Below are 25,494 nucleotides of genomic sequence, written 5' to 3'. Positions count from 1 at the left end.
ATGCTTACAAACATGGAAGCACCGAACCATAGTTATCTAACAACCTCGTTCGGGATCAGGAGACTGCTTTGTTGCCTGGCCTTGCTTTTTGCATTTACCACAACTACCGGCTGCGATGATCAGGATACCGGGACGAAAAAAACGCAGGAGGTATTCTTTGAGGTAACCTACATCAATAATGCGTGGGGACATCAGTTTAAAGGGTTTTTGATAGATAAGAATGGCAAGATCCAGACCTTCGATAATCCCACGCAATGGATTATTGCCGATCCCCAGGATGGTCTCACGATGCAGCAATTCGTCGAAAATTTAGCAAAAACAAAAGAATCGAGTGTGCAGGTATCGGTTGGTGAGCTTGAACAATACGCCGCAAAGATCGGCTCGCTTGGCAATGCTAACTTTTCCAAGCCTGTGCCCGTGAGTGTCGACGGAGGGATTACGACTTACACAGCCTATCAGCTGAGTGCAGACAGGCAGCGCTACCTGCCTGTGCTGCTCATGCAAACAGGAGACCTGGAAATTCATAACCTGAACCCCGCTGCCCAGGAAACGGCGGTGTGGCTGGCTGGCCTCGCCGAAAAGGTTTATTGATTTCAGTACGCACTAAGCTCCGGTTGCAGATTCCGCATTGCCTGGCGCAGGTGCCGCCGCGCGTGTACGATCATGAATTGTAAAATGTCTCCCGTGGGTAAACGTACCCAGCTGGCAATGGAGAGGGGAATGCGCGTATGGTTTACATTCGCTGCACGCGCCTTTCTGAGCAGTTGCAGCAAGGTTTCCTGCTGTTCGAGGAACTCGGCAACTACCTGGTGTGCGTCCATGGTTTCGGCAGGCAGGTGCTTTTTGACGGCTTTCATTTTCTTCGGGCTCTTGTCCGGATCTGTGAGCTTGATAAGGTACCTGCCCAGCCAGGAGCTTTTGTAGGTATTTTCTGCGTTACCGGTGGCTGCTTTTTCAAGTTCCTTCTGTAAACGAGGCAGGTAGTATGCGCCGTAAGTGTTAAGGTGCGCCAGGCATTGCGCTATACTCCACCCGCCCGTGGCCGAGGGCCGGAGCAGTGTTGCTTCTTCAAGGTTTTGGAAATACTTCAAAGTATCACTGATAAACAATTCAGTTTCTTCTTCAAGCCCGTTGAGCCAGGGCGCTTTTTCAATGGTTGTTGCTGACATTTTCCTGCTGTTTTGTACCATGCAAAGTTGATCAGCCGGTGATTATCCGTTGTTGGTATTTGCCAAGATTTCAGTACCTGATGCTGTTGATGAACTTGCTGAAATTGGTCGGGTCCACACCGATGTAATTGGCCAGGTACTTGTGTGCGACCAGCTGTAAAATGTGCGGACTGCGGTTCAGGAGCTTCCTGAATTTCTCTTCCGAAGAATAGCATTGCAGTTCTACCAGCCGCTCCATTACACCCGACATAGCCTGCGTAATCCCCAGCCGGATCATGGTTTCGATCGCAGGTCTCTGCTGCATTATAGCGTGCAAGTCGGCGTGAGGTGCCCTGAGGAATTCTGAGGGGGTTAATGTTTCAAAATAGTAACGTGAAGGTTTTTGTAAAAACAATGCGTCCACCACGCCGCCGAATGAAGGTGAATACGAAAATACGAGCGTCGATTCGCGGCCCTGTTCATCGAGGTAGTACACCCGCTGTACTCCGCTGAGCACGAAATAGAGGAAGTTTTCAGTTTCTCCCGCGGTAGTCAGCACGGTTTTTCGTTTGGCTGAAAAAGGCTGCCAAATGGCCGCGAATGCAGCCCAGTCGGCTTCGCTTAACGGGTGAATGGCGTCAACAACTTGCCGCAACTGCATACAAAATCAGGATGAGGTTAACTGTCTGTAAATATAGCGCATTTCGAAAACCAGCCATGGATTTCAAGTTGGTCAGATGATAGAAAACCGCCACTGCGCAGTTTCTGCCTAGGTATTCAAAGGCGCGCTATATAGTTTTACAGAAACACCATTTACCTCAAACAAACTGAAAATTGCCCATTTATGAAGACAGAAAAAGAGAAAATGCTTGACGGTGAGCTCTATGTAGCACTAGACCCGGAACTGACGAAGGAGCGTACCGAGGCGCGGCTGCTGCTGCTGGAACTGAACAACAGCCGCGAAGATGAACCGGAGAAGCGTACCGAAATACTAAAAAAGCTGATCCCCAATGCAGGCAAAGATCTCTGGCTGCAACCGCCATTTTACTGCGATTATGGAAGTAACATAATCGTGGGCGACCAGGTATTTTTTAATTTCAACTGCGTTGTGCTGGATGTTACCTATGTGCGCATTGGCAGCCGCACGCTGTTCGGGCCCAATGTACAGATTTACACAGCCACACACCCGACTGACCACGTAACCCGCGCGTCGGGAGTGGAGTCAGCGAAGCCAATAACCATTGGCGAAGATGTGTGGGTAGGCGGCAGCGCCGTGATTTGCCCGGGTGTAAGTATCGGTAACCGGACGATCATCGGAGCCGGGAGCGTGGTTACCAAAGACATTCCCGACGACGTTTTTGCAGCCGGAAACCCCTGTCGCGTAATCCGCTCACTGATCCAGGAATAAGCGCCGCTATTGCAACGTAAACCCTCCACCTTTTGCAACCAGCGATTTGTCAAGAAGATAAAACTGTGTTTCACCAGAGACATCCACATCCAGGATAGCAAGCTGATATATGCCCGGCGCAAGATCATCCTTTCTCAGAAAGGTGTTGAAGCCGGGTTTATAGTAATTGCCCGTTGTCAGTATCTGCTTTCTGGCTTCCACTTTGGCATTCGCATTCATCAAATGCACCGCACCGGCCTGAACGTTTTTCAAAACCAGAAAACGGTCACTCAGCAAAGATTTGCGGAACGGTTCGTCGTTGCTGCCCACGAAGTAGTGCGTCAACAGCTCGGGCCCTTCCGTTACCATACGGGTTACCTTCCAGTCTTCCAGGTACATCTTATCAGCCGTTTTTCCGCCTGCTCCCTTCGCAAACATTTCGTTGAGTGCAGCCTCGCTGATTACAGGTTCGGGAAGGCGGAAGAAGCCTTTTTCATAACCTGGCCTCAGATAGAAGTCTGCATTGCGGGTAATGCTTTTTTCAACCGAAAACATGTCACGGTTATTTTTCCAGTTGTAAACATCGGCGAGGTAAGTCGTTTTCTTTGAGGCTACCGTCGCAGTAAATACATAATGTGCATACATCCAGTAGAAAACGCTCAGGACAGATACGGTGATCAGAACCTGCTTTTTTCTGAAAAATGAGGTGTAATCCAGGAGTATGATGTAGCAGATGACCGTCGACATTGCTGCGTAAAGCTGAAAACGGCTTGCGATTGTTGAGCCTGTCCACGATCTGAACAACGCGATCACCGCACTCGTGATGAAGATGAATGCAAATAGGGATAGCAGCTCGATAGAACCCGGTTTAACGGAGCTCGGCTTATCGAAATAAACCGCCGCTACTTTCAGCGTGAGTACCAGCATTATGCCAACGATGAAGATACCCCATAGCGCAGACCATAACTCTTTCCCTGCCCACAGCGACATACTCGAACCAATGAATCCAAACAGGGACGAAAGCATGCTGATCAGATCAGTAGGTAAATGTCCCGCCTGCCCGCGCTCGTAGCCGATGAGGTAAATAGCAAGGCACGCGATCATGGAAATCGTAGCCAGGGTTGCCTTTTTGAAATCTTTGAAACACAAAAAGTAAAACACGACGGCAGGAAAAGAAAGTACCCCGTTACCATGCGTGAATGTGGCCAGCAAACAAAAAACCATTGCCAGCCAGAATGTAACGGTAGTCCTGCGTGATGCGAGCAAAATAGCAGTTACCGTAAAGGCAGTCAGAAATGAATGCTGCATTCCATTGAGCGCCCAGCCTGACACTTCGTGGAACAGCGGGGTGAAAAAAAGGAACGGGGCAGGAATGAAATAGTAGAGTGGGAGCTTGGTCTTCCTGAATTGGATATAGAGGAAAGAAAAGATGTAAATGACGTTCAGTGAGACCAATACAATGTAAAACCTGAAATTCTGGTGGCCTGTGAGCGCATATTCAACCAGCGCGATAAACCGGATTGTAGTGGCTTTGTGATCGTTGAAAGTCAGAAACATTTGATGCAACACAACATCAAAGGAAAACCCGCCTTCGGAAGCAGCTTGTATAAACTGAATGATCAGGAAATCGTCCTGGAATGGGAAATTAACTGAAAAGAAGAGGTTGTAGAGTAAATATAAAGCAATAACCAGGCCGATAATCAAACCTGAAACTAAACGCGGCATACATAATTATTAAAGTGACTAGCATTGTCATGCAATATTCATACCGGGCGGGTTGAGGCTTTCTCTCCACGCGACGGGCGGCAGCTGCGAGCGGCAAGCTGCGAGCGGCCAGCTGCCGAAGGTAATACATGCTGAAACAAATCAATGTGCCGGAAATGAAAAAGAGGGTCACCAGTTCTGGCAACCCTCTTTTTCAAAATAGCAATGCTGATATCAATAACCGATCGGCGCAGAGCCTGCGGTTGTAGTCCAGCCCGGATTCTGGTAAATAGGAGAGGTAGTCGCGTCTCCACCGGTGGCGGTAATTGTAAAGTGCTGCGCTGCGATCGGGCTCAGGTAATGCGCCATCGCCCACCTTGTACCCTTATACGAATCTGCATTGCTGCGGATTTCGTGTGGTCTTAGGTAAGTGCTCAATGCCGGATCAGATACCACCGCGTTGTTGGTAGTAGCACCGTAAGTAAGCTGCGCAGCAGTGTACCACGATTTCATCGGTCCCCACAATTTAAATCCTTCCACGTGGTAAGGTGTGTTGATCATCTGGTCCATTGCACGCCATCTTTTCAGGTCCATAAAACGCAATCCTTCCGCCATCAGCTCATTCCGGCGCTCGCGGCGGATATTGTACAGCATAGGGGATACCTGACGGTTTGCAGAATACGATCCCCAGTCCGAGGCTTCCTTCGTCATTTGCGTAGCTGCAATCGTTTTGTCGATATCCGTGCTCACTTTTGCACGCGCCCGGATCTGCTGCCAGTAGCTGATCGCATCTCCGTCGAGCGATCCGTTTTTCTCGTAACAAGCTTCCATATAGTTGAGGTAAGCTTCCACGGCACGGAATGTGATCGATCCCGTGTAACCGTTTCCATTGCCTGCATAAATACCATCGTAAGTCAAGCCCTTGCGGATCGAATAGCCAGTCGTGTACTTCTTCTCATAGCTCGATTCCCAGATCATAGGAGTAGGTTCTATCTCGGTAGCGTGCGAGCCCAGCGCGAGGTTGAGCAGCACATTTTTCTGACCTGGTTCTTTCAGGAAAAGGTTCAGCCTGCCGTCGCGATCTGCTCTTACATTGGTAATATAATCATCCCCTTTGTAGCCACTTCCTGCTGCATAAATCGGCAATCCGTTCGCCATTAAAAAGCTTTCGACCATACTTCTTGTCAAACCAACCGCATAGTTTCCAGCCTGTGCATTTACAGGTACATTGTGCGTAACGAGTGTGCGGTTGTACTGTCTCCAAAGCAACACCTCGCCGTAAGAAGACATGTTTTCCGCGCTGAACATATTGAAATAAGGGTTTTCATTATTGGCTGAAAGAATGATCCCTGTATTCGTTACAAGCGGCGTGCTTGAAGCCACTTCCTTGGAAGCCGCCATCGCCTGCGTCAGGAAATACTCGATCTCGCCTTCTATGCTCCCCGACGGGAAATTGTAGGATGCGCCCTCAGGCTTGGTTGCGCCCGGCCATTCAGGACCTTTGGGGACGAATGCCGTTCCTTTGAAATATTTCAGCCAGGTACCTTCATATAAAGCCACGCGCGATTTCACCAGCTGTGCTACTTTCTTGGAAATGCGGTTGGAGCCTCCTACCGGCGGGACATTCTGCATTAACAAAGCAGCCGAGTCCAGATCTGAAATGATAAAGCGGGCTACCTCGTTGCGCGGACTGCGCTTGCTCGCGGCAACCAATGCAGCCTGCTGGTCAGGTAAGGTAGTACGCAGGATCGGGAAGTCGCCCAGTGCCTGTAACTTTTTGAAATACTCAAATGCACGCAGGAAATACACCTCACCGATGTAATGGCGGATATTGGCGTCGCTGCCCGTAAGCTGACCGTTTTTCAGGCTTGGCACCACAGTTTGCAGGAAGTAATTGAGCTGGAAAATGTTGGTAAAGCCCCAGTCTCCCTCCGTTGACCCAACACGCCACAAGCCGGGCATGTATTTGTTGTCAAGCGCCGGTATCGCCATATTGTCGGTGTTCGCGTCTATTCCAAAGGTGCCGAAAGACCAGTTTGCATGTGAAGGAAGCACATCTGTGTAGCGCGCCACGGCATAAGCTGCGAGCTGTGACTCTTCGTTAAGGTAAGAGTCGGGGGTAATGCTGGAAAGAGGCGCCTGATCGAGGTAATCGTTGCAGGACACAGCCACGAGCCCCGTCAGCCCAATCACGAAAGCACTTAATTTTTTATATCTGAGGAAATTCATTGTGTCTGATTTATAAGGTAATACTTAAACCTGCCGAGTAAACTTTTGACAATGGATACACACTTCCGCCTGAGCCTCCGTCGATGGTTTCAGGGTCAAACATTTTCGCCATTTTGGTTTTTGTAAGCACATTCTCGCCCGAGAAATAAATGCGGAGCTTCTGAATGCCGGCCTTTTGGGTAATGGTTTGCGGAATGGTATAACCCAGTTGAAGGTTCTTCAAACGCAGGTAAGATGCATCCTGCAGGTACCGTGTCTGGGTCTGCTTGTTTTTGCTGGTACCGAATGTTGGCCGTGGATAATATGGATCCAGGTTTTGTCCCAGCGGGTGGTTGGCATCAGCACGGAAGTAATCGGCATGGTCTACAAATCCTGTTGACCACCAGATATTGTCGGTAGCTCCCCAGAAGAAGTAGCTGCCCTGCCAGTAATCCCGTTTCAGCACACCCTGGATGAATGCGCGGAAATCGAAACCTTTCCAGTCCAGGTTAATGTCTGCACCAATGGTGTACCTCGGTGTGCTGTTACCGATCTTACGCTGGTCGCCCGGGTTGGCAAGGGTGTTTGCACCTGAGTTGATGATACCGTCGCCATTCAAGTCAGCGTACATAATGTCACCTGCTGCCCATTGCGAACCAAAAGCGCTTTGACCGCCATTTGAAAGGGTTGCCAGGTGCGCGTCCATTTCTTCCTGTGACTTGGCAATGCCGAGCGTGGTATAACCCCAGATATCACCCATTTTCTGACCTTCCCGATAGCGGCCGAGGTCATTTGTTTCGTTGGGATATCTTGTAATCGTAGTCTGGTAGTCGGATAGCAGCAAACGTACATTGTAGCCCAGGTCATTTTTAAGGCGATCGTTCCAGGCGATTTCAAACTCGAATCCCTGCGTTTTCAAGTCGGTGTTGTTGGTCTGCGGCACGCCGGTTCCCAGGATCACAGGCAGGGTAGGAGCCGGACCTACCATGTTGAGCGTCTTGCGCTGGAACCAGTCGAACGAGCCCGTAAGTCTGTTCCCGAGCATTCCCCAGTCAAGGCCCAGGTCATAGCTTTTGATCGTTTCCCATGTCAGTGTAGAGCTGATCAGGCCGGGAGCACTGGCCGTATTTGGTCTTACCCCATTAATCAGCCACGATCCGTTGGCAGTACCTACCGGCATTGTTACGTAAGTCGGGTAAAAATCGGTGGATCCGTCGGCAGGTTTCTGGTTACCCAGCTGGCCATACGATGCGCGGAATTTAAGGGTGTTGATAAAGGAAATATTATCCTCGAAGAACTTCTCTCTCGCTACATTCCAGCCCACGGAAACAGACGGGAACAGGTTCCAGCGCTGCTCGGCGCGGTAACGTGACGATCCGTCGTAACGCAGGTTGGCTTCAAGCAGGTACTTGCCGTCGTAATCGTAGTTCAACCTTCCGAAGAAGCCGGCTGTGGCCCAGCGGTGGTACAAGCCCGTTACCGAAGGTGGTACAGCAACCCCATTTGCATCGGTACCGCTCGTAGTTGCAATCGTAGGCAGCGAAGCCACGATCACTCCGTTACGCTGTGCGCTCAGGTTGCGGTACTTCGTCAGCTCGGTCTGGAAGCCGCCCATCAGCTTGAAGAAATGCTTATTAGCAAGTGTCAGGCTATATTCCGAGTACAGGTTTGCGTTGAAGTAGTTCTCCTTATTCGCATATTCGTACACTTCCGAGTTGTTGTTATATACGTACGGATTTCCGTTGACATCGTGGTTGTACGTTTTCTGCACATCCCAGTGACGGAAGTCGTTGCGTGTCCGGTAGTTTACCTCACCGAAAGTTTTCCAGCCTTTTACAGGTTCAAAAACCATTTGCAGTTGCTGGTACAGAAAGTCGGTCTGGTTGCGGTCCTTACCTCCCTCGGCCATTCCCAATGCAGGCGATGGCGAGCTGAACAGGAATCCATTCGGATCGTAGAGCGGCAAAGTCGGCCAACCCTGGCGACCCAGGTCCTGGTAAAAACCATTCGTCAGGTTAGACGGGCGGTTGTAGTCTTCACGGATAAAACGCGTGCTGTAGTTCACAGAAAGTTGGTCCGTGAGCTTGGTGTTGATCTTCGCAGTAGCGCCGTAACGTGTAAAATCGTCCTGGTTGAAGCGCATCAATCCCTGCTGTCCCATGTAGTTTCCGGAGATATACACCTGCGTTTTCTCGCTTCCGCCGCTCAGACTGAAATTGTGCTCCTGAGACAATGTCCTATTTCTGAACATTTCCTTGTACCAGTCCACATTCGCATTGCCGTAGCCGTAACCGTCAGCCCAGTAAGCTGCATTGTTCGGGTTCACGATCACTGAATTTTGAAGGGTGCCACTCTGGTAATCGCGGATCCGCTGTAAATGCTCTGTATTGAAATGCGGCGCGCTGCCTCCATTCTGTCCTGCGTCGTTGAAATACAATGCAAAAGTGTACGAATCCATCATCTTCGGCATCAGTACCGGCGTAGTCGAGCGAAAGCTGTTGTTGTAGTTGACAGACAACTTTCCGGCTTTTCCTTTTTTAGTAGTAACAAGGATTACCCCGAATGCGGCGCGAGACCCGTACACAGCCGCAGCAGCTGCATCTTTAAGCACCGAAATGCTCTCGATATCCTGCGGGTTGATCGCATTCAGCGAACCCTCCATTCCATCGACCATGATAAGCGGACTGGAAGAAGAGTTGCCGATGGTACCCGTACCACGGATATTAATGCTGGGGTTACTTTCAAGGGAACCGTTGTTTTGAGAAATGTTCAAACCTGTAACCAAGCCCTGTAAAGCCTGGGTTGCATTACGTACCGGCCTGTTCTCGATTGCCTTTGCGTCAACCGTGGCGACCGCTCCTGTCAGGTTCACCTTCTTTTGGGTACCGAAACCAACCACAACGACTTCTTCAAGATTGTTGTTGTCGTTATCGAGCGCCACATCCAGTGAGTAAGTGCCGTTTGCATTTGGAGCGAGTCCGGTCAGGCTCATCTCGCGTGCCTGGTAGCCGATGAATGTAAACACGAGCACCGCATTGTCGGCCGCGTCCAGCTTGTAAATCCCGCTGGCGTCTGTGATCGTGCCGGTAGAAGTTCCTTTAACGACTACGCTCACACCCGGCAACGGGCCCTGAGCATCTGTGACGGTTCCTTCCACTTTTACTGTCTGGGCATATAAGGCTGTCGACGACATCAATGCAGCTAGCATGAGCATCAACACTCCCGTCCTGCCAAAAAGATGGAGTAGTTTTCTTTTCATTGGTTAGAAATTCGGTTTGGGTAAAAAATTGGGTATTCTGGGAAAAGGACAATTATGGCATTTGTCAGAACAACTACTTACTTAGCAGATGTAAAATGACGTTTTAGCCAAATGGTCAAATAATCATTCGAATTATTCAAAATTAGAGAAGCGGGAATGTTCAAAGCGGGTGTTTTTCGTCAGATTCCGGGTGAAATCAGGCAGGCGGGTTGAAATTTTTTGAAGATTTTTAAAAATGAGGAGCAGGATAACGGGAAGCAGATACGTGAGGAGAATGCGCTGGCAATACGCAGGCGCAGAGGTGAAAAAGGGGTTTTGGTACTTGTCTTTTTTACTGATTTTTCTCAGTTCAGGTCAAGGTACAAGGGCGCAAAGCAATGCGCCGCGCTTCCGTTTTGAGCACATTACGGTTGACGACGGACTCGCGCATAGCGACGCTATGACGGTCGTGCAGGGAAGCAGCGGATTTATATGGATTGGTACAAATAACGGGATAGATCGTTACGATGGCTATGATCTCAAACACTACCAGCTGCCTGCCAGTGAGCCTACCGGCGTGGCAACGAACAGGATGCAACTGCTGTCGGTGGATACGCGGGGCAAGCTCTGGGCAGGGACTGAAAATGCGGGTTTGTATTTTTATGATCCGGGGAAAGACCAGTTTGTAAGACCCATTTACAAAGACAAATCCGGTCCTTCGGGTCAGGCTATCTTCGAGCTGAACCGCAGCAATGTGCGGTCCATCGTAATGGACAAAGCAGGCCAGTTGTGGGTGGCGACATTCAGTCACGGCGTTTTTGTTTTGACACTGGACGGTGATGGTGCGGTTTCCAGACTGAGCCGGGTGGTCCTGGGCCAATCAGGCGCAGCCAACTTTGATGCAACTTCCCTGGTCCTGAGTCCGGCCGGTAAGCTCTGGATCGGCACGCCGGGAGAGGGTCTCTGGGAGCTTGATCCCCATGCAAAGGAGGGTGGATATGTACGTCAAGCTTCCAGGAATAATCATATTACAGAAAGTGATATTCGTGTACTGAGTAAAGATAGGCGAGGTAACTTCTGGATCGCATCCAACAACTATGTGTACCGCCTGTCTGCCGGCAATGCCGGGCAAGCCGGTAATGCTATCAGGTTGCCGCAGCTTTTCCACGGGATCCAGTGCCTGTATTCCGATTCTTTCGGCCGGCTCTGGATAGGCTCCGATTTCGGGTTGAGCATGATCGAAGATGTGGACAACTACCTCGCCGCGCCAGGAGCGTCGGGTGTGCATCACTACGCACCCAAAGATACTGACCCGCAAAGCATCAACTCGGGCCGCATTCACCAGATCACGGAAGATTCCTTCGGTAACCTCTGGCTGGCAGCTTCGGCCGGAGGCGTAAATAAGATCAGGCTTCAACCCAAAGGTTTTCACCACCTTAACCGTGAGGTTTCTGAAAGAACTACCCTCAGCAACAACTTTGTCAATGCAATTGCGCGCGACGATTCCCGCGGGCAGCTCTGGATCGGTACACGGAACGGGTACTCTGTTTATGACGAAAAGACGGGCACCTACCGCAATTTCCTGAGTCGCGCCGGTGGTGGAAATGTGACGGGTACAGACGTATCGAGCTTTTGCCTGATCGATGGTCAGATGTGGATAGGCACGCGTTACGCCGGACTTTACCTCAGTGCGGCAGACGGGCAAAAAGCCCCGGTAGCTGTGCGGACAGGCACCGGCCTCATGCCCTGGAACAACATGAGCATTGAACGGATTGTGACGGATCAGCATGGGAATGTGTGGGTAGGTACCTTCGGGGGTGGCTTGAACCTGTTTTCACGGACGGGCAGGTTGATCAGGAGCTTCAACCGGTTCAACAGTCCATTGCCCACCAGCGATATCAGCTTTCTGTTAATCGATCCCAGCCGGGATGTGATCTGGGCAAGTACGGCCGACCAGGGCGTACTGAAATTGGCGTACCGTGGTGGAAAGCTGCTTTTGCTCAACCAGTTCAAGCATGATCCTGCTAATATGAACAGCCTGCAGGCGGACTTTGCGTGGCCGCTGCTGCGCGACCGGAAAGGCAATATCTGGATCGGGACGATAGGCGGTGGTTTACATCGGCTATCTGTCGAAAACGGCAAAGAGACGATCCGGAGGTACCAGCACCTTGTGCCGGACAATGATGTTGAAAGCATCCTGGCCGACCCGGCGGGCAATTTATGGCTGGSGGGTTCCGGGTTGAAGCGCTTTAATCCCGAAACCGGGGAGCTGGTTCGCTATGACGTAAGTGACGGGCTGCAAAGCAACTCTTTCAAGGTGGGCGCATCTTTTCACTCCGCCGGCGGAAACATGTATTTCGGAGGTACTAATGGGGTTACCTGGTTTAAACCCGAAGAAATTCAGCCTAATCCTGTTGCGCCGCTCGTGCGCATTACGGGGCTGCGTGTGCTGAACAAAAACAGGGACGCGACGCAAAAGCAGGCTGGCAGTTCTATGGTAAGCAGGCAGTTTTCAGAAGCAGAAGGAATTACTATCCACGCGGCTGAAAATGACTTTTCATTCGAATTTGTAGGTCTCAACTACATCAATCCCCGGAAGCAATCGTATGCATTCATGATGGAAGGTTACAGCCGGGACTGGATACAGCTTCCTGCCGGACAGCGCGTGGCCAGCTTTGCCAACCTTCCTGCGGGCGATTATGTGTTCAGGGTTAAAGCCAATAACGGGGAAGGCGTTTGGTCGAAGGTACCGGCTTCCGTGCGTGTAAAGGTACTGCCGCCCTGGTGGCAAACGTGGTGGGCTTACCTGCTGTATATCGCTGCATTTTCGGCCGCATTGATTTGGTATAAAAAATTAAGTACCAGTCGTTTGAAGCTTGAAAACAGGCTTGCTCTCGAAAAGCTGAAAGCAGATAATGAACGTGAAATGGCCGAAATGAAGGCAGCGTTTTTTACGAGCGTTTCGCACGAGTTCCGGACTCCGCTTACGCTCATTCTCGGGCCGATGCAGGAGTTTGTCAATTCACTTTCCGAGTCGGAGGCGGTACGTGAAAAGGCACGTATGATGCACAAACAGACGCGGAAGTTGCTGGATCTTGTGAATCAACTGCTCAGCTTCCGCAAAGTGGAGTCGGGTACGATGCAGCTCGCGACGGCCAGGCAGGACATTGCGGTGTTTATCAAGGAAATATTTTCGATTTTCAGGATCAAGGCAGATGAGCTCCGGGTTGACTACCAGCTGCATTTACCCCAACAGGAGCTGCCGCTTTATTTTGATTGCGGGAAAATGGAGGTGGTGATTACCAATCTGTTGTCAAATGCATTCAAGTATACTGCCCCGGGCGGACTGATCAGCTTGTCCGTGCGGGTTATCGGCTCAGCGGAAGGAGAAGGGGTTTGGTTGGAGCAAAAATTGCAGGATAACTACCTCGAAATAGCTGTGTCCGATACTGGTAAAGGAATTGGTGAGCAAGAGCGCGAGCGCATTTTTGATCCATATTTTCAGGCGACAAATACCCGCTCTGACATTACAGGAACCGGAATTGGTCTTGCATTGGTGAGGGATTTTGTAAAAAGACATTCCGGGGATGTGACAGTGAATAGCCGGGTAGGAGCAGGTACCACCTTCATTATCCGACTTCCATTTGGCAAAAACCACCTGAACCCGGGTGAAATCGCCGAGCCAGGTAATTTGCGTCCATTCGCGGTTGAGCCGCTTGATAGCACGCGTTTGTCCGACGCTACAAGTATAGTGGGCAACAAGTCGCTCAAACTGCTCATTGTGGAAGACAATGCGGACCTGCTGCAATACCTCGGCGGTCTGTTCCGCGATCATTTCCAGGTTTTCCTCTCTGCCGACGGCGCGGAAGGCTGGGGCCAGGCGCTCGACATTTTGCCCGATCTGATCATCAGCGACGTGAATATGCCGGGGCTGAATGGACTGGAACTGAGCAGGAGAATCAAACAGCATTTGAAAACCGCACATATTCCTGTCATCCTGCTTACCGCACGCGCCGCTGCCGTGCAGGAGCTGGAAGGATTGGAAACGGGCGCGGATGATTACATTGTCAAACCGTTCAATGAGGATATTCTCAAAGCGAAGGTTACTACTTTGCTTCGGAACAGGAACAGGTTGCAGGAATACTACCAGCGCCAGATCCTGCTGCAACCCACCGAGATCGTAATCCCCGACGAAGACAAGCTGTTTCTGGAAAAAGCAATGGGGATCGTGGAGGCAAACCTGACAGACAGTGACTTTAATGTGCAGACACTGGTAAGTGGCATGCACATGAGCCAGTCCGTTTTTTACCGGCGGATCAAAAGCATTACCGGGCAATCGGTGATTGAATTCATTAAAGATATCAGGCTGAAAAGGGCGGCTCAGCTGCTGCTAAACCCTCACGCGCGTGCTGCGGAAGTCGGCTTTATGGTAGGCATTGAAGATCCCAAGAACTTCCGGGTTTCCTTTCAGAAACTATTCGGAATGTCGCCGACGCAGTATGCCAAGCTGCACCGCTCAGGTGAGAAAGCGCCGGCTGTTCAGGCGGAGGATTGATTTCATAAAAAAAAGCAATGTTACTTGGCTTCTTTAACCGCATTCATGATTTCAGCCAGCGTACCGCGTACATTCATGACCATATTGCTGTTGTCGAGCATTTCGCTTTCAGACTTCACTTTGCCCGTGAACTTGTAGAGAAAACCGGTATCTTTTTTATCGGTCAGAATTTTCCAGCCGCTTTTGAGAATGCTGCCGTCGATCACCTTGGCGTGCATGGAAACATTCTGAGTTCCTTTTGCAGGAATGCTGATTGTTTTTTCCAAAACCCCATTCATTTGTAAAGCATCCTCAATGCTGAAAACGAACGCGCCGTCACTCAGTTTTAATGGGAACAGGTTTGGATTAAAAACCTCTACTTCCACATCCATCCCTTTACTTTTCATTGAAAGTGCATTCAGGTCTACATGTTTCACCTTGATTTTAGGGATTCTCAAAGCTGGTAATTTTCTGGACACATCCATGGTGAACTTCTTTTCACCGGCAACAGGCACATCCACTTCAAAGCTCGTTGTCATCGCATAATCTGCGCTGTCGATCTTGTTATCATCAAAATGTTTCAGCACGCGGGCCATTGGTTTAGCGAGCAGCTCCATCGGCAGTGTGATCGTGGAGCTATCGGAAGACCGGATACTGATCGGTTTTTCATAACTATCCTCGATCACTTTAATGGAATCTATATAGATCACATAGTTGAGGCGTTTTGTATTGATATCTACCGGCAGCGGATTGTAAATCGTGACCTTGCTTTCCATTTTAATCCGCTCTGCATCAATATCCCGGATGTTCAGGGAGGCAACTCCGACCGTAGGGGCCAGTTTATCTCCGGCTTTTTGTTTCGTCTTGTCAGATGAAGGCGACTTCCACCACCAAATGCCGGCTCCGACCAGGACGATCAGTACCAGCAACAAGATTAACCCTTTGCTAATGCGCATATATTATCAGTTTATGAGTGATAATGATTTCGATTAATTCCGTGGCATTGATAATTTCCGTGCCATTTGAAATCAGGCGCGAACGGGAATTATTCATTGCAGCTTCATATTATTTGAAAAAGCGGCTGGAATCGAGAAAATCGTACATCAACAAACTGAAATACAGCGGTACTGGTTACAATGGGATATAAATGCTGAACGTAGTTCCCTGTCCCGGCTCACTGGCAACGGAAATGCCGCCGCCGTGATTGGCAGCAACCCTTTCACAGATAGCAAGACCGATCCCCGTGCCCGAGTACTGACTTCTGCCGTGCAGGCGCTGGAACAACTGGAATATGCGGTTGGCATACTGCTGTTCAAAACCGATTCCATTATCGGTGATATCTATCCGGTAGTACAAGGCCGAAGTCCGCGTTACGACCAGGTTTGAAGGCAGCAATCCGCCGGATATCAGGTCGCTTGAAATGCTGATCACCGGGCGGGTATCAGGTTTTCTGAATTTGATTGCATTGCTGATCAGGTTCAGGAACAGCTGGTTGAGCTGCATCTGGTCGCCCAGGATTTTGGGCAGGTCACCCACCCGCACTACTGCTGAGGTTTCGGTGATAGCCACTTCCAGGTCGCTCAGTACCTCGTTCACAACCTTGGTGAGCGATACCGTGGTGTTCATTTCATTATGTGCGGTAATACGCGAGAATGCGAGCAGGTCTTCAATAAGCTGTGACATGCGCGAGGCGGCCGTTTGCATTCGCTGCAGATAGGTTATGCCATCACCCAGCTTGTCGGAGTAGCGGCTGATCAGCAGATCGGAAAATGACCTGATCTTGCGCAGGGGCTCCTGCAGATCGTGCGAAGCTACGTAGGCAAATTGCTGCAGGTTCACGTTGGACTGCTGCAGCATATTGTTGGAAGTAGAGAGCTCCTCGTTGGTAGATATATATTCCTCATTAATGGCCGCCAGCTCTTCATTAATTGCTTCCAGCTGCTCGGTACGCTGCTGCACCAGCTGTTCCAGCGCCAGTTTGATTTTGCGCTGAGCAGTGACGTCCTGAGCTGTGCCTATCATGTAGCGCGGCTCGCCCGATTCATCGTAAAGTACCCTTCCCTGTACGTGCAGGATGCGGGCAGAGCCTGTTTGTTTCTCGTTCAGGGTATATTCCCGGTCGTAAGTTCCGTTGGCGCCGGGTTCCAATGTCCGTTCTACGGCGTCTATCACATCCTGCCTGTCGTCATCACAGATAGCGGCGTACATGGTTTCAAAGGTGATCTCTGATTTGTTTTTTACCCCAAACCAGTTTCGCAGCCTTTCCGAACAATCAACAATGCCCGTTTTCAGGTCAATAGAGTAGGTGCCCAGCTCGGCGAGCTCAATCGCGCCTTGCAGAAATGCCTGCGTTTCCTCTATTTTCTTGCGGTTAACAACATGGTCGGTCAGTTCTGTGGCCACCACGAGCACACCGAAAATATTTCCCTCCGAATCGCGCTGAGGCTGGTAAGCCAGGTTGACGTAAATCGTTTTCAATACGCCATCGTAGCTGATATTCACAGCCTGCTCCTTGGATATGAAAGGGATACCCGTGGAAATTACATTCTGAAGAAGCTTGTCAAATCCCTGGCCCTGGATTTCAGGCATGGCTTCAAGCAGCGGTTTTCCGAGAATATCCTCCGGCGCGCGGCCAACCAGCTTCGTGTAGAATGGATTGGCCATCGTGAAGGTCAGGTTGTCCTTATGGATCATCGCAATACCGATGGGCGACTGCTCGAACAGGGAAAGGAGCTGCATCTGGCTCTCCTCAATCTGTTTTTCAATGTTCACGCGCTCTGTCACATCGATTGCGATGTCAAGGATTGCATATACTTTTCCCTGACTGTCGTAAACAGGAGAGTAGGTGATATCATAGTAATTGTGGGTCATAACACCCTGCTGCACAATGTCCACCTGCGTTCCATAGCTTTGGTACGTCACTCCCGTGGTATATACATCGTCAAGGATTTTCAGGAAAGGCTGGCTGGCCAGTTCCGGCATTACTTCGCGCAGCGGCATGCCGACGATGTTCGCGCCTTTGCCCACAATATCAATAAATGCCTGATTGGGTAGCTCCACCAGCAAATCGCGGCCTACAAACAACCCGATTGCTGCCGGTGCAGAGGCTATGACCGCTCTCAGCTTGGATTCACTTTCTTCCAGTGCTCTGAGCGCCAGCACCTGGGAGGTAACATCAATGGACATATTGATAATGCCGTAAATGTTGCCTTCACTATCGAAAATGGGCTTGTATGTAAAGTCGAAATAGTAAGTACCGAGCTCTCCATCCACCTCAATGTCTACGGCTGCGCTCTTGGCACTGTACGGAATGCCGGTCCGACGAATTTCCGCAAGGATATCCAGGAAAGGTTGTCCGATCAGTTCGGGCATAGCCTCGCTCAAGGGTTTGCCGATCACCGTTGCATCCTTGCCCCAGTATTCGATCATCGGCTGATTGGCAAGTTCCACAACCATATCGTTGCCTACGAACAAGCAGGTAGCAACCGGTGCCTGATCGATCAGCGCCTTGAATTTGGCTTCGCTGGCTTCCAGCTTTTTCCGGGTCTGGTACTGCCGCGTGACTTCATGCGCCATGATCATGATCTTGTCTACATCACCTGCTTCCGTGCGGACGGGGGTATATACAAAATCAAAATACACATCTTCCAGCTGTCCGTTGCGTTCAAGCCGCGCCGGCACTCCGGTTCCGATGTAGGGTATCCCTGTATGGTAAACGTTGTGTAATAATTCTATAAAGCCCTGATCCTTGATTTCAGGCAGCGCTTCTTCCAGCTTCATGCCGGTAATGGATGCATTTTTTCCCCAAACCTCAAAAATCCGTTCATTGCCAAGCTCGATCACAAGGTCGGTGCCTTTCAGCAATCCCAGTGCCATGGGCGCTTGTTCTACAATGGTCTGGAAACTTCGTGCGTGCTGCTGGTGCTGGCTGAGTTCACTCCGGTTGTTAACTTCTTTGGTAATATCAATGAAAGTACCCAGCGCGCGGGCAGTGCCCGGCGCCCCGCCGGCCAGCAATCTGCCTTTGCAAAGCAGCCAGCGATCTTCCTCCGGAACAGCCGAATTGGTACGGATTTCAGCGGAGAAGAATGCAGGCAGTTCCTGGTTTTCTTTTAATGCTATTTGCTCGGAAAACGAGTCCCTTGTATCTGTATGTATCTGTGCAAGAAGCTGATTCAGCTCAATGATGTCGCCACCTTCGAATGAGAAAAGTTCTTTGCTCCTGTCGCACCAGCGTACCTGGCCCGTTTGAAGATCCAGCTCCCAGGTTCCTATCCCTGCGGATTCCAGAGCAAGTTCAAGACGTTGTATTTCCAGGGCATTATCGGTGTTAAAAGGCTTGGAAGCGGTGGTCATGTACGCGTTTTTTCAAGGCAATGAAGTAAACCAAAAACTTACGGCGCACTTGCCGGCTGGTTTCAGGCAAGAAAACATTGTGCCACAAAGGCGGGATTACCAGTTTCCGTCGTGAAAGTATAGCGTAGTTTTATTAAGTGGGTAATATCAGGCTTTTTCTGCAAGGTCGGTCACGATCCGGTCGCAGTTTTCCATTGTAAGTGGTTTGGAGAGATAGCCGATCACCTGTCTGTATGCCACGGCGGGCATTACTACCCGGCCTTCCGCGGCCGAACTGACCAGCAGAATGCTCGTTTGCTCGGAGTAGGGGCGGCCCTGCAATGCTTCCAGGAACTCCCAGCCGTTCATCACGGGCATATTGATGTCCAGCAGCGCGTAGTAAGCTGTTTCCGGCTCGCAGCTGTCCATAAATTCAATGGCATCGCGGCCGTTGTTCAGGGTATGTACATTGGTGATAATGCCCGCCTTCTTCAAAAGGGTCTTGTGAAGAAAAAGTACAACAGGATCATCGTCAATGAGGAGGACCTTAACTTTCTGGTTCATGCGTTGTTTCTGCTGTATGTACAATCTCACGTATTACTTTGTCCAGCTCACATGCCGATTGATGCACGTAATCCAAGAGGTCCTGCTGGGTTAATTCTTCATAGCCGCCTTCTTTGAGCAGTGAAACCAGCCCCATGATCCTGGCAAGCGGGGCGCGTACCACGTGAGACTGTGTCCAGGCGATCTTCGTGAGCGTCTCATTTTGCTTGTTGATCCGCTGCAGATTCTTGCGGTATGCGGTCGCATCTTTCACATGCCCGATTGCCCGGACAGCAGTGCCCTCTTCGTTCCGCAGGAAAATGACCCTATGCTCAACAATGGCAATACTACCGTCGGCTTTTATGTAATCATATTCAAGGTCGATCATTTCCGTCCCGGGATCGTTCCTGGCCATGCTTACCTGCTGCACCGCACGTTCCTTGTCGTGGGCGCAGATGTAATTTGACCACGACGAGGGATCAGGAGACGAAAATTTATGTCCGAATATGTCTGACAATCCTTCACCCCATTCCACCGATTCCTGCACGATATCCCAGTCGTAAATCGCCTGGTTGGCGGCCTTCATCAGTAGTTTATAGCGGTCATTGCTTGTCTTAAGTGCATTTGATTGGTTGAGCAGGTCGGTGATCTCCGTGGAATTAATAACAATGCCAACCACAGCCTCCTCGTGCGTCAAATTGGTCGCTACTGTGGAAATCCATCGCCAGCGTCCCTTCACATCGGGAAATCTGTAAGGATCGATCCGCACCTTTTCACCGGGCGCCAAAGATTGAACTGTGCTCGCAATACGCGCTTTGTCTTCGGGGTGCAGATAATCGAGGAGATTATGGCCGATCAGTTCATCTGCATGAAAGCCCAATACGGGCAGGATGCTGTCGGCAATAAAAATGCATTTGCCTGACGGCTCCATGATACCCACCAGGTCTGCGCCTTCCTGAGCAAGTGCTTTAAAGCGTTTTTCGCTGGTGCGCAGGAGATTTTGCTGCCGCACGCGTTCGGTAACGTCCTGGATAATGCCATTGATTGAAACGGGCTCGCCGTTTTCGTCACTTTCGAGGTGCAGCCGCTGGAAAACCCAGCGTATCTCGCCTTTCTCAGTTACAATGCGGTGTTCGTAGTCGGATATCCCTTTTTCGGCGAGAATTTTAAAAGCTTGCTGATCAAGTAAATGGCGGTCATCGGGGTGAAAGCATGAGCGTACGTTATCGTAGGTGGGCACAAAGGTGCCGGGATCCCTGCCGTAAATCACGTACATTTTCTCAGACCAATCTGAAATATCTTCACTCATTTTCCTGCTCCAATACCCAAGTTTGGCTATTGCCTGCGCATCTTGCAGCTTTTTTGTAGCGGCAGCCACTTCCTTCTGGGCGGCGAGGGTGGCAGTAACATCTGCGGCAAGGATCAGTTCTGCATTCCGGCCCGCATAGCGGATCTTGCTTCCCCAAACCTGCACGTCGATTATTTCGCCTGTCTTCTTGCGATGTTTGTAAATGCCGGTGGAGAAATCTTCAATGGCGGATTTGAGCTTGTTGATTGCCTGTTCCAGAACAGCGACGTGTTCGGGCGGGCGGATGTCCTTGATTGTGAGGGCTAAAAACTCTTCTTTCCGGTAGCCATAATGCCTAAGCGCCGCTTCGTTTACATTCAGGACCTGGTAAGTATCAATGTCATACACCCACATGGGGAGCGGGTTCAACTCAAAGAGTACTTTATAGTTTCCATCAAACTCGATAAATCTTTCCTGCTGTTCGCCCGGACCACTCTCGAAAATCATTCGGCATTAAAAAGTTTTGCGCCCAACAAATCTTAAATATAGAATGCTAATCTTTATTTGTAGTGTCAATGTAGAATTATTTGATTAAAAAGTGATTAAAAAGGCGCATTAATTGGTAAAAAGAACAATAAGCCGTTTTCAGGGCACTCATGCCGCTCCTTTTACATTTTCGCAGGATTTTGTTATATTTGTTCAAATCAAGCGGTTTGCTGACTGGGAAATTAAAGTCAGCTCTTCTATAAACGCATCTGCCGAAACGCCGGCGGATTTAAAAGCTGAATTTTGAATTTCGACGAATTTGAACTCCACGAGGACGTGATAAACGCCGTGGAATCTATGAACTACAAACAAGCCACACCTATTCAGGAGCAGGCAATCCCTTATATTCTTGACGGTAAAGACCTTCTTGCCTGCGCGCAGACAGGTACCGGTAAAACAGCCGCTTACCTGATTCCGATCCTGGACAAGGTGGCGCACGAATCCAATGTACATACAGGTGCATTGATCCTGGTACCTACAAGAGAACTTGCCGTGCAGATCGACCAGCAGATCCAGGGACTGGGGTACTTTGTTGGCGCAACCAGCATTGCGGTCTACGGCGGGAACAAAGGCCCGGAATGGGACCAGCAGAAAAAAGCACTTACACAAGGCGCAGATATTATTATTGCAACACCCGGACGTTTGATCGCGCATTTGCAGCTTGGCTACGTCAGTTTCAGTGACCTGAAACACCTGGTACTCGACGAGGCCGACAGGATGCTGGACATGGGCTTTTTGGGAGATATCCTCAAAATAATGAGCTACCTGCCTGCAAAACGGCAAACGCTCATGTTTTCTGCGACCATGCCTTCCAAGATCAACGAGCTGGCCAAGCGTATCCTGCAAAATCCGGAAGAAATCAGGCTGGCAGTTTCACGCCCTGCGGACCGGATCGATCAGCAGTTTTATCTGGCAAACGACGAACAGAAGCTGCCGCTCCTCATTCACCTGCTCAGTCAGGTACAAAGCACAAGCATGGTACTTTTCACCTCGCGTAAATCGACGGTGGAGCCTATCGTGAGATCATTGCGGAAGCTGGGAATGGACGCACATGGTATCTCTTCGGATTCCGAGCAGGCCGACCGTGAAATTGTTTTGAGGAACTTCAAAAACAGGCAGTTTCCGGTACTTGTCGCCACAGACGTGCTATCACGCGGGATTGATATTGATAACCTGAGCCACGTGGTCAATTACGATGTACCGCGCGATCCGGAGGATTATGTTCACCGGATAGGCCGTACTGCCCGGGCTGAGTCCAAGGGAACGGCGATCACTTTTATCAATGAGCAGGACCAGAAATACGTCCTGAAAATTGAGCGTCTTTTTGAAAAGGAATTAGAGAAAAAATCCGTTACAAAAGAGCTGGGCCTGGGCGAAGCTCCTGCTTTTGAACCCAAAAAGCACAGGGCACCAGCGGCTGGTGGCAGAAAGCGGCCGCCGGGCAGTAAGGAAGGATCCGGAAAACCTTCCGGCAGCAGACCAAAGCGCCGCAAACCCAAAAAAGAACATAATAACCCTTCTCAGGCATAAGTTGTTTTCAGCGTTCGTCGGATGTTAAGCGAAAGAGAAACGCAGATCTGTGATTATACCAATGTTCCTTATAATGAAAACAATGATATAACCACAGGTTGCTAATTTTCCCTTTCATTTGTCTTGCCTAATAGTCGACAGCATGAACTTAAACTAAGTACGTTTGGACCGTTTAATAGATTGGATAAGAAATTACAAGTTTAGCGTCGCCGATCCTCCTATCATCACCATGGAGGGTTTGTTCTCGCTGCTACTGCTGCTTGTTCTGAGTCTGGCAGCCGTATTTTTTCACCTGATCCGTATTCTTTTCAATGCGCCCGTTGATTTTTCAATGGACTGGAACCTGTTCCTGAGCTGGATTCCGCTTCTTATCGCATTTGTCGCCGACAGTCTTACCAAAAGATATACCGAAATTCCCGTGGGGCTCTCGCTGCTGAGCGTAACCTGGCTGGCGTTTTTCCCCAATGCGCCTTACATGATCACCGATCTCGCGCATCTAACGGTTGATTATCAGCGGGACCTTACCTGGCATGATACCATCATGCTTTTTTTCTATGCGGAAGTGAGCCTGTTCAATGGGCTGGTTTCCCTGTACTGGATCCACCGCGCATGGCGGAGGGTGTTTGAAAGACGGCCGGCTAATATCATGCTGCTGGTTTGCCTTCCATTGGCAGGTTTCGGGGTTTATCTGGGGCGTGTCAGGAGAATGAACAGCTGGGATATCATCCACGAACCCGGATTGATCGTCACCAACCTGATCGAAAGCATTATGGACCGTACTGCGCTGGTATTCAGCTTCGAAATCGGTTTGCTGCTCGGAATTTTATATCTGGTACTCTGGGGGATTATCCGTTTCAGGATCAGGTACAACAAGAAACACCAGTGATTTTCGATTAGCCTTATCAAGAAACCCTGTTTGTATTGAAATATGCAGATTTCTGAAAATGTAAAAGGATCCTACTCTTCCCAGTACGACCAGAGTACGGTAGCATGGCGCAATACCGGCGCCAAATACAAAGCGCTGAATATCGTCGAGCTTGCTAAGGGAATAACTTTCAGGAATGTACTCGAAGTAGGTGCAGGGGAGGGCAGTATCCTGAAATGGCTGGACGAATGGAATTTCAGTCAGGACCTGAACTGCGTCGAAATTTCCGAGAGCGGCATTGAGCTGATCAAATCGAAAAACATCCGCAACCTGCGCGACATTCTGCTTTTCGACGGTTACAAAATTCCGTATCCCGACAACCATTTTGATCTCGTGATCTGCTCCCATGTGCTGGAACATGTGGAACACGAACGCACGCTGTTGCGGGAGATCAAGCGGGTATCCAGGTATCAGATCTTCGAAGTACCCATTGATTTTTCATTTTACGTAGATAAGAAGGTTAAACATTTTCTTTCCTACGGGCATATCAATATTTATACACCTGCGCTGTTCCGTTTCCTTCTTGCGACCGAAAGTTTTGAAGTCAGGAAAGATATTTGTCATTTGTACCACGACGACGTTTTAAAACTTCTTTACAAAAACAACAAAGCGGCGCTCTATATCACGCAGGCCAAATATGCATTGCTGCGGCTGTTTCCTTATCTGAGAGGGATCAAGCCCAGTTCTTATGCGGTATTGACCGAAAAAACAGACAAGCAGCTATCGATCTTTTAAGCTGTTTCAATGGACGATCTTCCAATCATTTTCCGGGACGAATTCCTGATCGCTGTCAACAAACCGCACGGCTTGCTTGTGCACCGGTCTTCCATTGCCGCCGATACCGACCAGTTTGCAGTTCAGATCCTGCGTGACCAGATCGGCCAGCATGTTTATCCCGTACATCGCCTCGACCGTAAAACCTCGGGTGTATTGCTTTTCGCATTGTCCGACGAGGTAAATAGTTTGATGCAGCAGCAGTTTCAAAACGGGGTGGTTAACAAAACCTACCACGCCATTGTACGGGGCTTCACACCAGATCAGCTTGAAATTGACTATCCCCTCAAAAAAGAGAATGGGACTATCCAGGAGGCTTTCACCTCCATGCAAACTCTGCTGCATTCCGAGGTCGCCTTTGAAATCGGGAAACACCCGACTTCGCGTTATTCGCTTGTTGAGCTGAAACCTACCACCGGCAGAATGCACCAGCTGCGGAAGCATATGGCGCACATTTTTCACCCGATCATCGGCGACCGGCCTTACGGCTGCAACAAGCAGAACAGGTATTTCAAGGAGCAGTTCGGAATGATGGAAATGATGCTGCACGGGTCGGGACTTTCGTTTACGCATCCTGTGCTTGGAAGCACGCACACGCTCAGCGCACCGTATCAAGATGCATTTGCCGGAATGCTGGACCTGCTAGGGTTTGATGTGGAAGTAAGTCTTAATCGTATGATTCAGTAACATCAGCGCGTTCTCAAATCACGTTTACACAGCTTTATCAATGGAATCGAGCTACTTAACAAGTGTTTTAAAACAATTTCGGTACTACAAGCACCTGGGTGAAAAGGCTATGGCGCAGCTGCCGGAAGGCAAACTTTTCTGGCAAAATGATCCGGAGAGTAACAGCATTGCTGTAATTGTAAATCATTTGGCGGGTAATATGCTGTCGAGATTCACCGATTTTTTGACTTCCGACGGAGAGAAGCCCTGGCGGAACCGGGACGCGGAGTTTGAAAATCCTTTTGCCAATGCCAGGGAGCTCATGGAACAATGGGAGAAGGGATGGAAAACTCTGTTTGAGGCTATCGAGGTACTCAAGGAACCCGACCTGGAAAGCATTGTGTACATACGGAACGAGGGGCACACTGTCGTGGAAGCATTAAACCGACAGCTGGCGCATTACGCGTACCACATTGGTCAGATTGTGTTTATCTGCAAGATGGTCCGTGGTACGGAATTCGAATCATTGTCCATCCCGCGAAGTCAGTCATCGACTTACAACCAACAAAAATTTTCTCAACCGCAAAGCAAGCGGCATTTTACAGATGACATGCTGCGGGGAAACTCAAGTGAAACCGGCCCGGCAAATTAAGCTACCGCCTTATGTA

General features: G+C 49.9%; 18 protein-coding genes. 9 read left to right on the top strand and 9 right to left on the bottom strand.

The genetic code is table 11. The features are described 5' to 3' along the window. The first annotated feature begins 12 nt into the window (after nt 1-12). Nucleotides 13-591 (top strand): hypothetical protein, encoded by a 579-nt coding sequence (locus ASG33_RS21490; protein WP_157474891.1) that lies wholly within the window; start codon nt 13-15, stop codon nt 589-591. A gap of 2 nt (nt 592-593) precedes the next feature. Here ASG33_RS21490 and ASG33_RS21485 read toward each other — a convergent pair whose 3' ends face one another. Both ASG33_RS21485 and ASG33_RS21480 read right to left on the bottom strand, forming a co-directional pair. After that, nucleotides 594-1,169 carry a DinB family protein gene (locus ASG33_RS21485; RefSeq protein ID WP_056290607.1) on the bottom strand — a complete coding sequence of 192 codons (576 nt, stop codon included), beginning with the start codon at nt 1,167-1,169 and terminating at the stop codon, nt 594-596. 70 nt (nt 1,170-1,239) lie between these two features. Continuing rightward, nucleotides 1,240-1,809, bottom strand: a complete 570-nt coding sequence (locus ASG33_RS21480; RefSeq protein ID WP_056290391.1) for a Crp/Fnr family transcriptional regulator — start codon at nt 1,807-1,809, stop codon at nt 1,240-1,242. A 183-nt stretch (nt 1,810-1,992) separates the two neighbouring features. On the opposite strand from ASG33_RS21480, the gene ASG33_RS21475 reads away from it, so the two are divergent. Further along, a complete protein-coding gene (locus ASG33_RS21475; protein WP_056290388.1) occupies nt 1,993-2,556 on the top strand; it encodes a sugar O-acetyltransferase in 564 nt (187 codons plus the stop codon). 6 nt (nt 2,557-2,562) lie between these two features. Here ASG33_RS21475 and ASG33_RS21470 read toward each other — a convergent pair whose 3' ends face one another. The 3 genes from ASG33_RS21470 to ASG33_RS21460 form a co-directional block, all read right to left on the bottom strand. Next, complete coding sequence (locus ASG33_RS21470; protein WP_056290386.1) at nt 2,563-4,260, bottom strand: hypothetical protein; 1,698 nt, start codon at nt 4,258-4,260, stop codon at nt 2,563-2,565. A 213-nt stretch (nt 4,261-4,473) separates the two neighbouring features. Then, nucleotides 4,474-6,468, bottom strand: a complete 1,995-nt coding sequence (locus ASG33_RS21465; protein WP_056290383.1) for a RagB/SusD family nutrient uptake outer membrane protein — start codon at nt 6,466-6,468, stop codon at nt 4,474-4,476. A gap of 10 nt (nt 6,469-6,478) precedes the next feature. Next, the gene (locus ASG33_RS21460) at nt 6,479-9,706 is read right to left on the bottom strand and encodes a TonB-dependent receptor (RefSeq protein ID WP_082489355.1); all 3,228 of its coding nucleotides are present in this window, start codon (nt 9,704-9,706) and stop codon (nt 6,479-6,481) included. Nucleotides 9,707-9,941: 235 nt separating this feature from the next. Between ASG33_RS21460 and ASG33_RS21455 the strand changes: the two genes are divergently transcribed. Beyond that, a complete protein-coding gene (locus ASG33_RS21455; RefSeq protein ID WP_056290377.1) occupies nt 9,942-14,240 on the top strand; it encodes a two-component regulator propeller domain-containing protein in 4,299 nt (1,432 codons plus the stop codon). Nucleotides 14,241-14,260: 20 nt separating this feature from the next. Here the strand turns inward: ASG33_RS21455 and ASG33_RS21450 are convergent, their stop codons facing one another. The 4 genes from ASG33_RS21450 to ASG33_RS21435 form a co-directional block, all read right to left on the bottom strand. Continuing rightward, entirely contained in the window at nt 14,261-15,175 is a 915-nt protein-coding gene (locus tag ASG33_RS21450) for an LEA type 2 family protein (protein WP_056290374.1), read from the bottom strand. 175 nt (nt 15,176-15,350) lie between these two features. Then, entirely contained in the window at nt 15,351-18,575 is a 3,225-nt protein-coding gene (locus ASG33_RS21445; protein WP_056290370.1) for a PAS domain-containing protein, read from the bottom strand. A 147-nt stretch (nt 18,576-18,722) separates the two neighbouring features. Next, nucleotides 18,723-19,118 (bottom strand): response regulator, encoded by a 396-nt coding sequence (locus tag ASG33_RS21440; RefSeq protein ID WP_056290367.1) that lies wholly within the window; start codon nt 19,116-19,118, stop codon nt 18,723-18,725. Beyond that, nucleotides 19,102-20,892 carry a PAS domain-containing protein gene (locus ASG33_RS21435; RefSeq protein ID WP_056290365.1) on the bottom strand — a complete coding sequence of 597 codons (1,791 nt, stop codon included), beginning with the start codon at nt 20,890-20,892 and terminating at the stop codon, nt 19,102-19,104. Before ASG33_RS21435 ends, ASG33_RS21440 begins: the two co-directional genes overlap by 17 nt. Before the next feature lie 112 nt (nt 20,893-21,004). Between ASG33_RS21435 and ASG33_RS25845 the strand changes: the two genes are divergently transcribed. The 6 genes from ASG33_RS25845 (at nt 21,005) to ASG33_RS21410 (ending at nt 25,478) form a co-directional block, all read left to right on the top strand. After that, nucleotides 21,005-21,178 (top strand): hypothetical protein, encoded by a 174-nt coding sequence (locus ASG33_RS25845; RefSeq protein ID WP_157474889.1) that lies wholly within the window; start codon nt 21,005-21,007, stop codon nt 21,176-21,178. A 50-nt stretch (nt 21,179-21,228) separates the two neighbouring features. After that, a complete protein-coding gene (locus tag ASG33_RS21430) occupies nt 21,229-22,461 on the top strand; it encodes a DEAD/DEAH box helicase (RefSeq protein ID WP_310589215.1) in 1,233 nt (410 codons plus the stop codon). Between the two features lie 163 nt (nt 22,462-22,624). Further along, nucleotides 22,625-23,347 carry a DUF1361 domain-containing protein gene (locus ASG33_RS21425; protein ID WP_229238778.1) on the top strand — a complete coding sequence of 241 codons (723 nt, stop codon included), beginning with the start codon at nt 22,625-22,627 and terminating at the stop codon, nt 23,345-23,347. A 42-nt stretch (nt 23,348-23,389) separates the two neighbouring features. Further along, on the top strand, nt 23,390-24,121 hold the full coding sequence (locus ASG33_RS21420; RefSeq protein WP_056290356.1) for a class I SAM-dependent methyltransferase: 732 nt from the start codon (nt 23,390-23,392) through the stop codon (nt 24,119-24,121). A gap of 9 nt (nt 24,122-24,130) precedes the next feature. Beyond that, on the top strand, nt 24,131-24,847 hold the full coding sequence (locus tag ASG33_RS21415; protein WP_056290354.1) for a pseudouridine synthase: 717 nt from the start codon (nt 24,131-24,133) through the stop codon (nt 24,845-24,847). A gap of 40 nt (nt 24,848-24,887) precedes the next feature. Further along, the gene (locus ASG33_RS21410; protein ID WP_056290351.1) at nt 24,888-25,478 is read left to right on the top strand and encodes a DUF1572 family protein; all 591 of its coding nucleotides are present in this window, start codon (nt 24,888-24,890) and stop codon (nt 25,476-25,478) included. Nucleotides 25,479-25,494: the final 16 nt, after the last annotated feature.

The organism is Dyadobacter sp. Leaf189 (genome assembly GCF_001424405.1).
GTDB lineage: Bacteria > Bacteroidota > Bacteroidia > Cytophagales > Spirosomataceae > Dyadobacter.
This window is presented reverse-complemented; position numbering and strand designations above follow the sequence as displayed.

What these genes read in the sequence shown, in the direction of transcription:
- ASG33_RS21490 (WP_157474891.1), top strand. Translation starts at nt 13, where the DNA reads ATGGAAGCACCGAACCATAGTTATCTAACAACCTCGTTCGGGATCAGG.
- ASG33_RS21430 (WP_310589215.1), top strand. Translation starts at nt 21,229, where the DNA reads ATGAACTACAAACAAGCCACACCTATTCAGGAGCAGGCAATCCCTTAT.
- ASG33_RS21415 (WP_056290354.1), top strand. Translation starts at nt 24,131, where the DNA reads ATGGACGATCTTCCAATCATTTTCCGGGACGAATTCCTGATCGCTGTC.
- ASG33_RS21450 (WP_056290374.1), bottom strand. Translation starts at nt 15,175, where the DNA reads ATGCGCATTAGCAAAGGGTTAATCTTGTTGCTGGTACTGATCGTCCTG.
- ASG33_RS21435 (WP_056290365.1), bottom strand. Translation starts at nt 20,892, where the DNA reads ATGATTTTCGAGAGTGGTCCGGGCGAACAGCAGGAAAGATTTATCGAG.
- ASG33_RS21445 (WP_056290370.1), bottom strand. Translation starts at nt 18,575, where the DNA reads ATGACCACCGCTTCCAAGCCTTTTAACACCGATAATGCCCTGGAAATA.
- ASG33_RS21410 (WP_056290351.1), top strand. Translation starts at nt 24,888, where the DNA reads ATGGAATCGAGCTACTTAACAAGTGTTTTAAAACAATTTCGGTACTAC.
- ASG33_RS21470 (WP_056290386.1), bottom strand. Translation starts at nt 4,260, where the DNA reads ATGCCGCGTTTAGTTTCAGGTTTGATTATCGGCCTGGTTATTGCTTTA.
- ASG33_RS21440 (WP_056290367.1), bottom strand. Translation starts at nt 19,118, where the DNA reads ATGAACCAGAAAGTTAAGGTCCTCCTCATTGACGATGATCCTGTTGTA.
- ASG33_RS21475 (WP_056290388.1), top strand. Translation starts at nt 1,993, where the DNA reads ATGAAGACAGAAAAAGAGAAAATGCTTGACGGTGAGCTCTATGTAGCA.
- ASG33_RS21485 (WP_056290607.1), bottom strand. Translation starts at nt 1,169, where the DNA reads ATGTCAGCAACAACCATTGAAAAAGCGCCCTGGCTCAACGGGCTTGAA.
- ASG33_RS21480 (WP_056290391.1), bottom strand. Translation starts at nt 1,809, where the DNA reads ATGCAGTTGCGGCAAGTTGTTGACGCCATTCACCCGTTAAGCGAAGCC.
- ASG33_RS21465 (WP_056290383.1), bottom strand. Translation starts at nt 6,468, where the DNA reads ATGAATTTCCTCAGATATAAAAAATTAAGTGCTTTCGTGATTGGGCTG.
- ASG33_RS21460 (WP_082489355.1), bottom strand. Translation starts at nt 9,706, where the DNA reads ATGAAAAGAAAACTACTCCATCTTTTTGGCAGGACGGGAGTGTTGATG.
- ASG33_RS21420 (WP_056290356.1), top strand. Translation starts at nt 23,390, where the DNA reads ATGCAGATTTCTGAAAATGTAAAAGGATCCTACTCTTCCCAGTACGAC.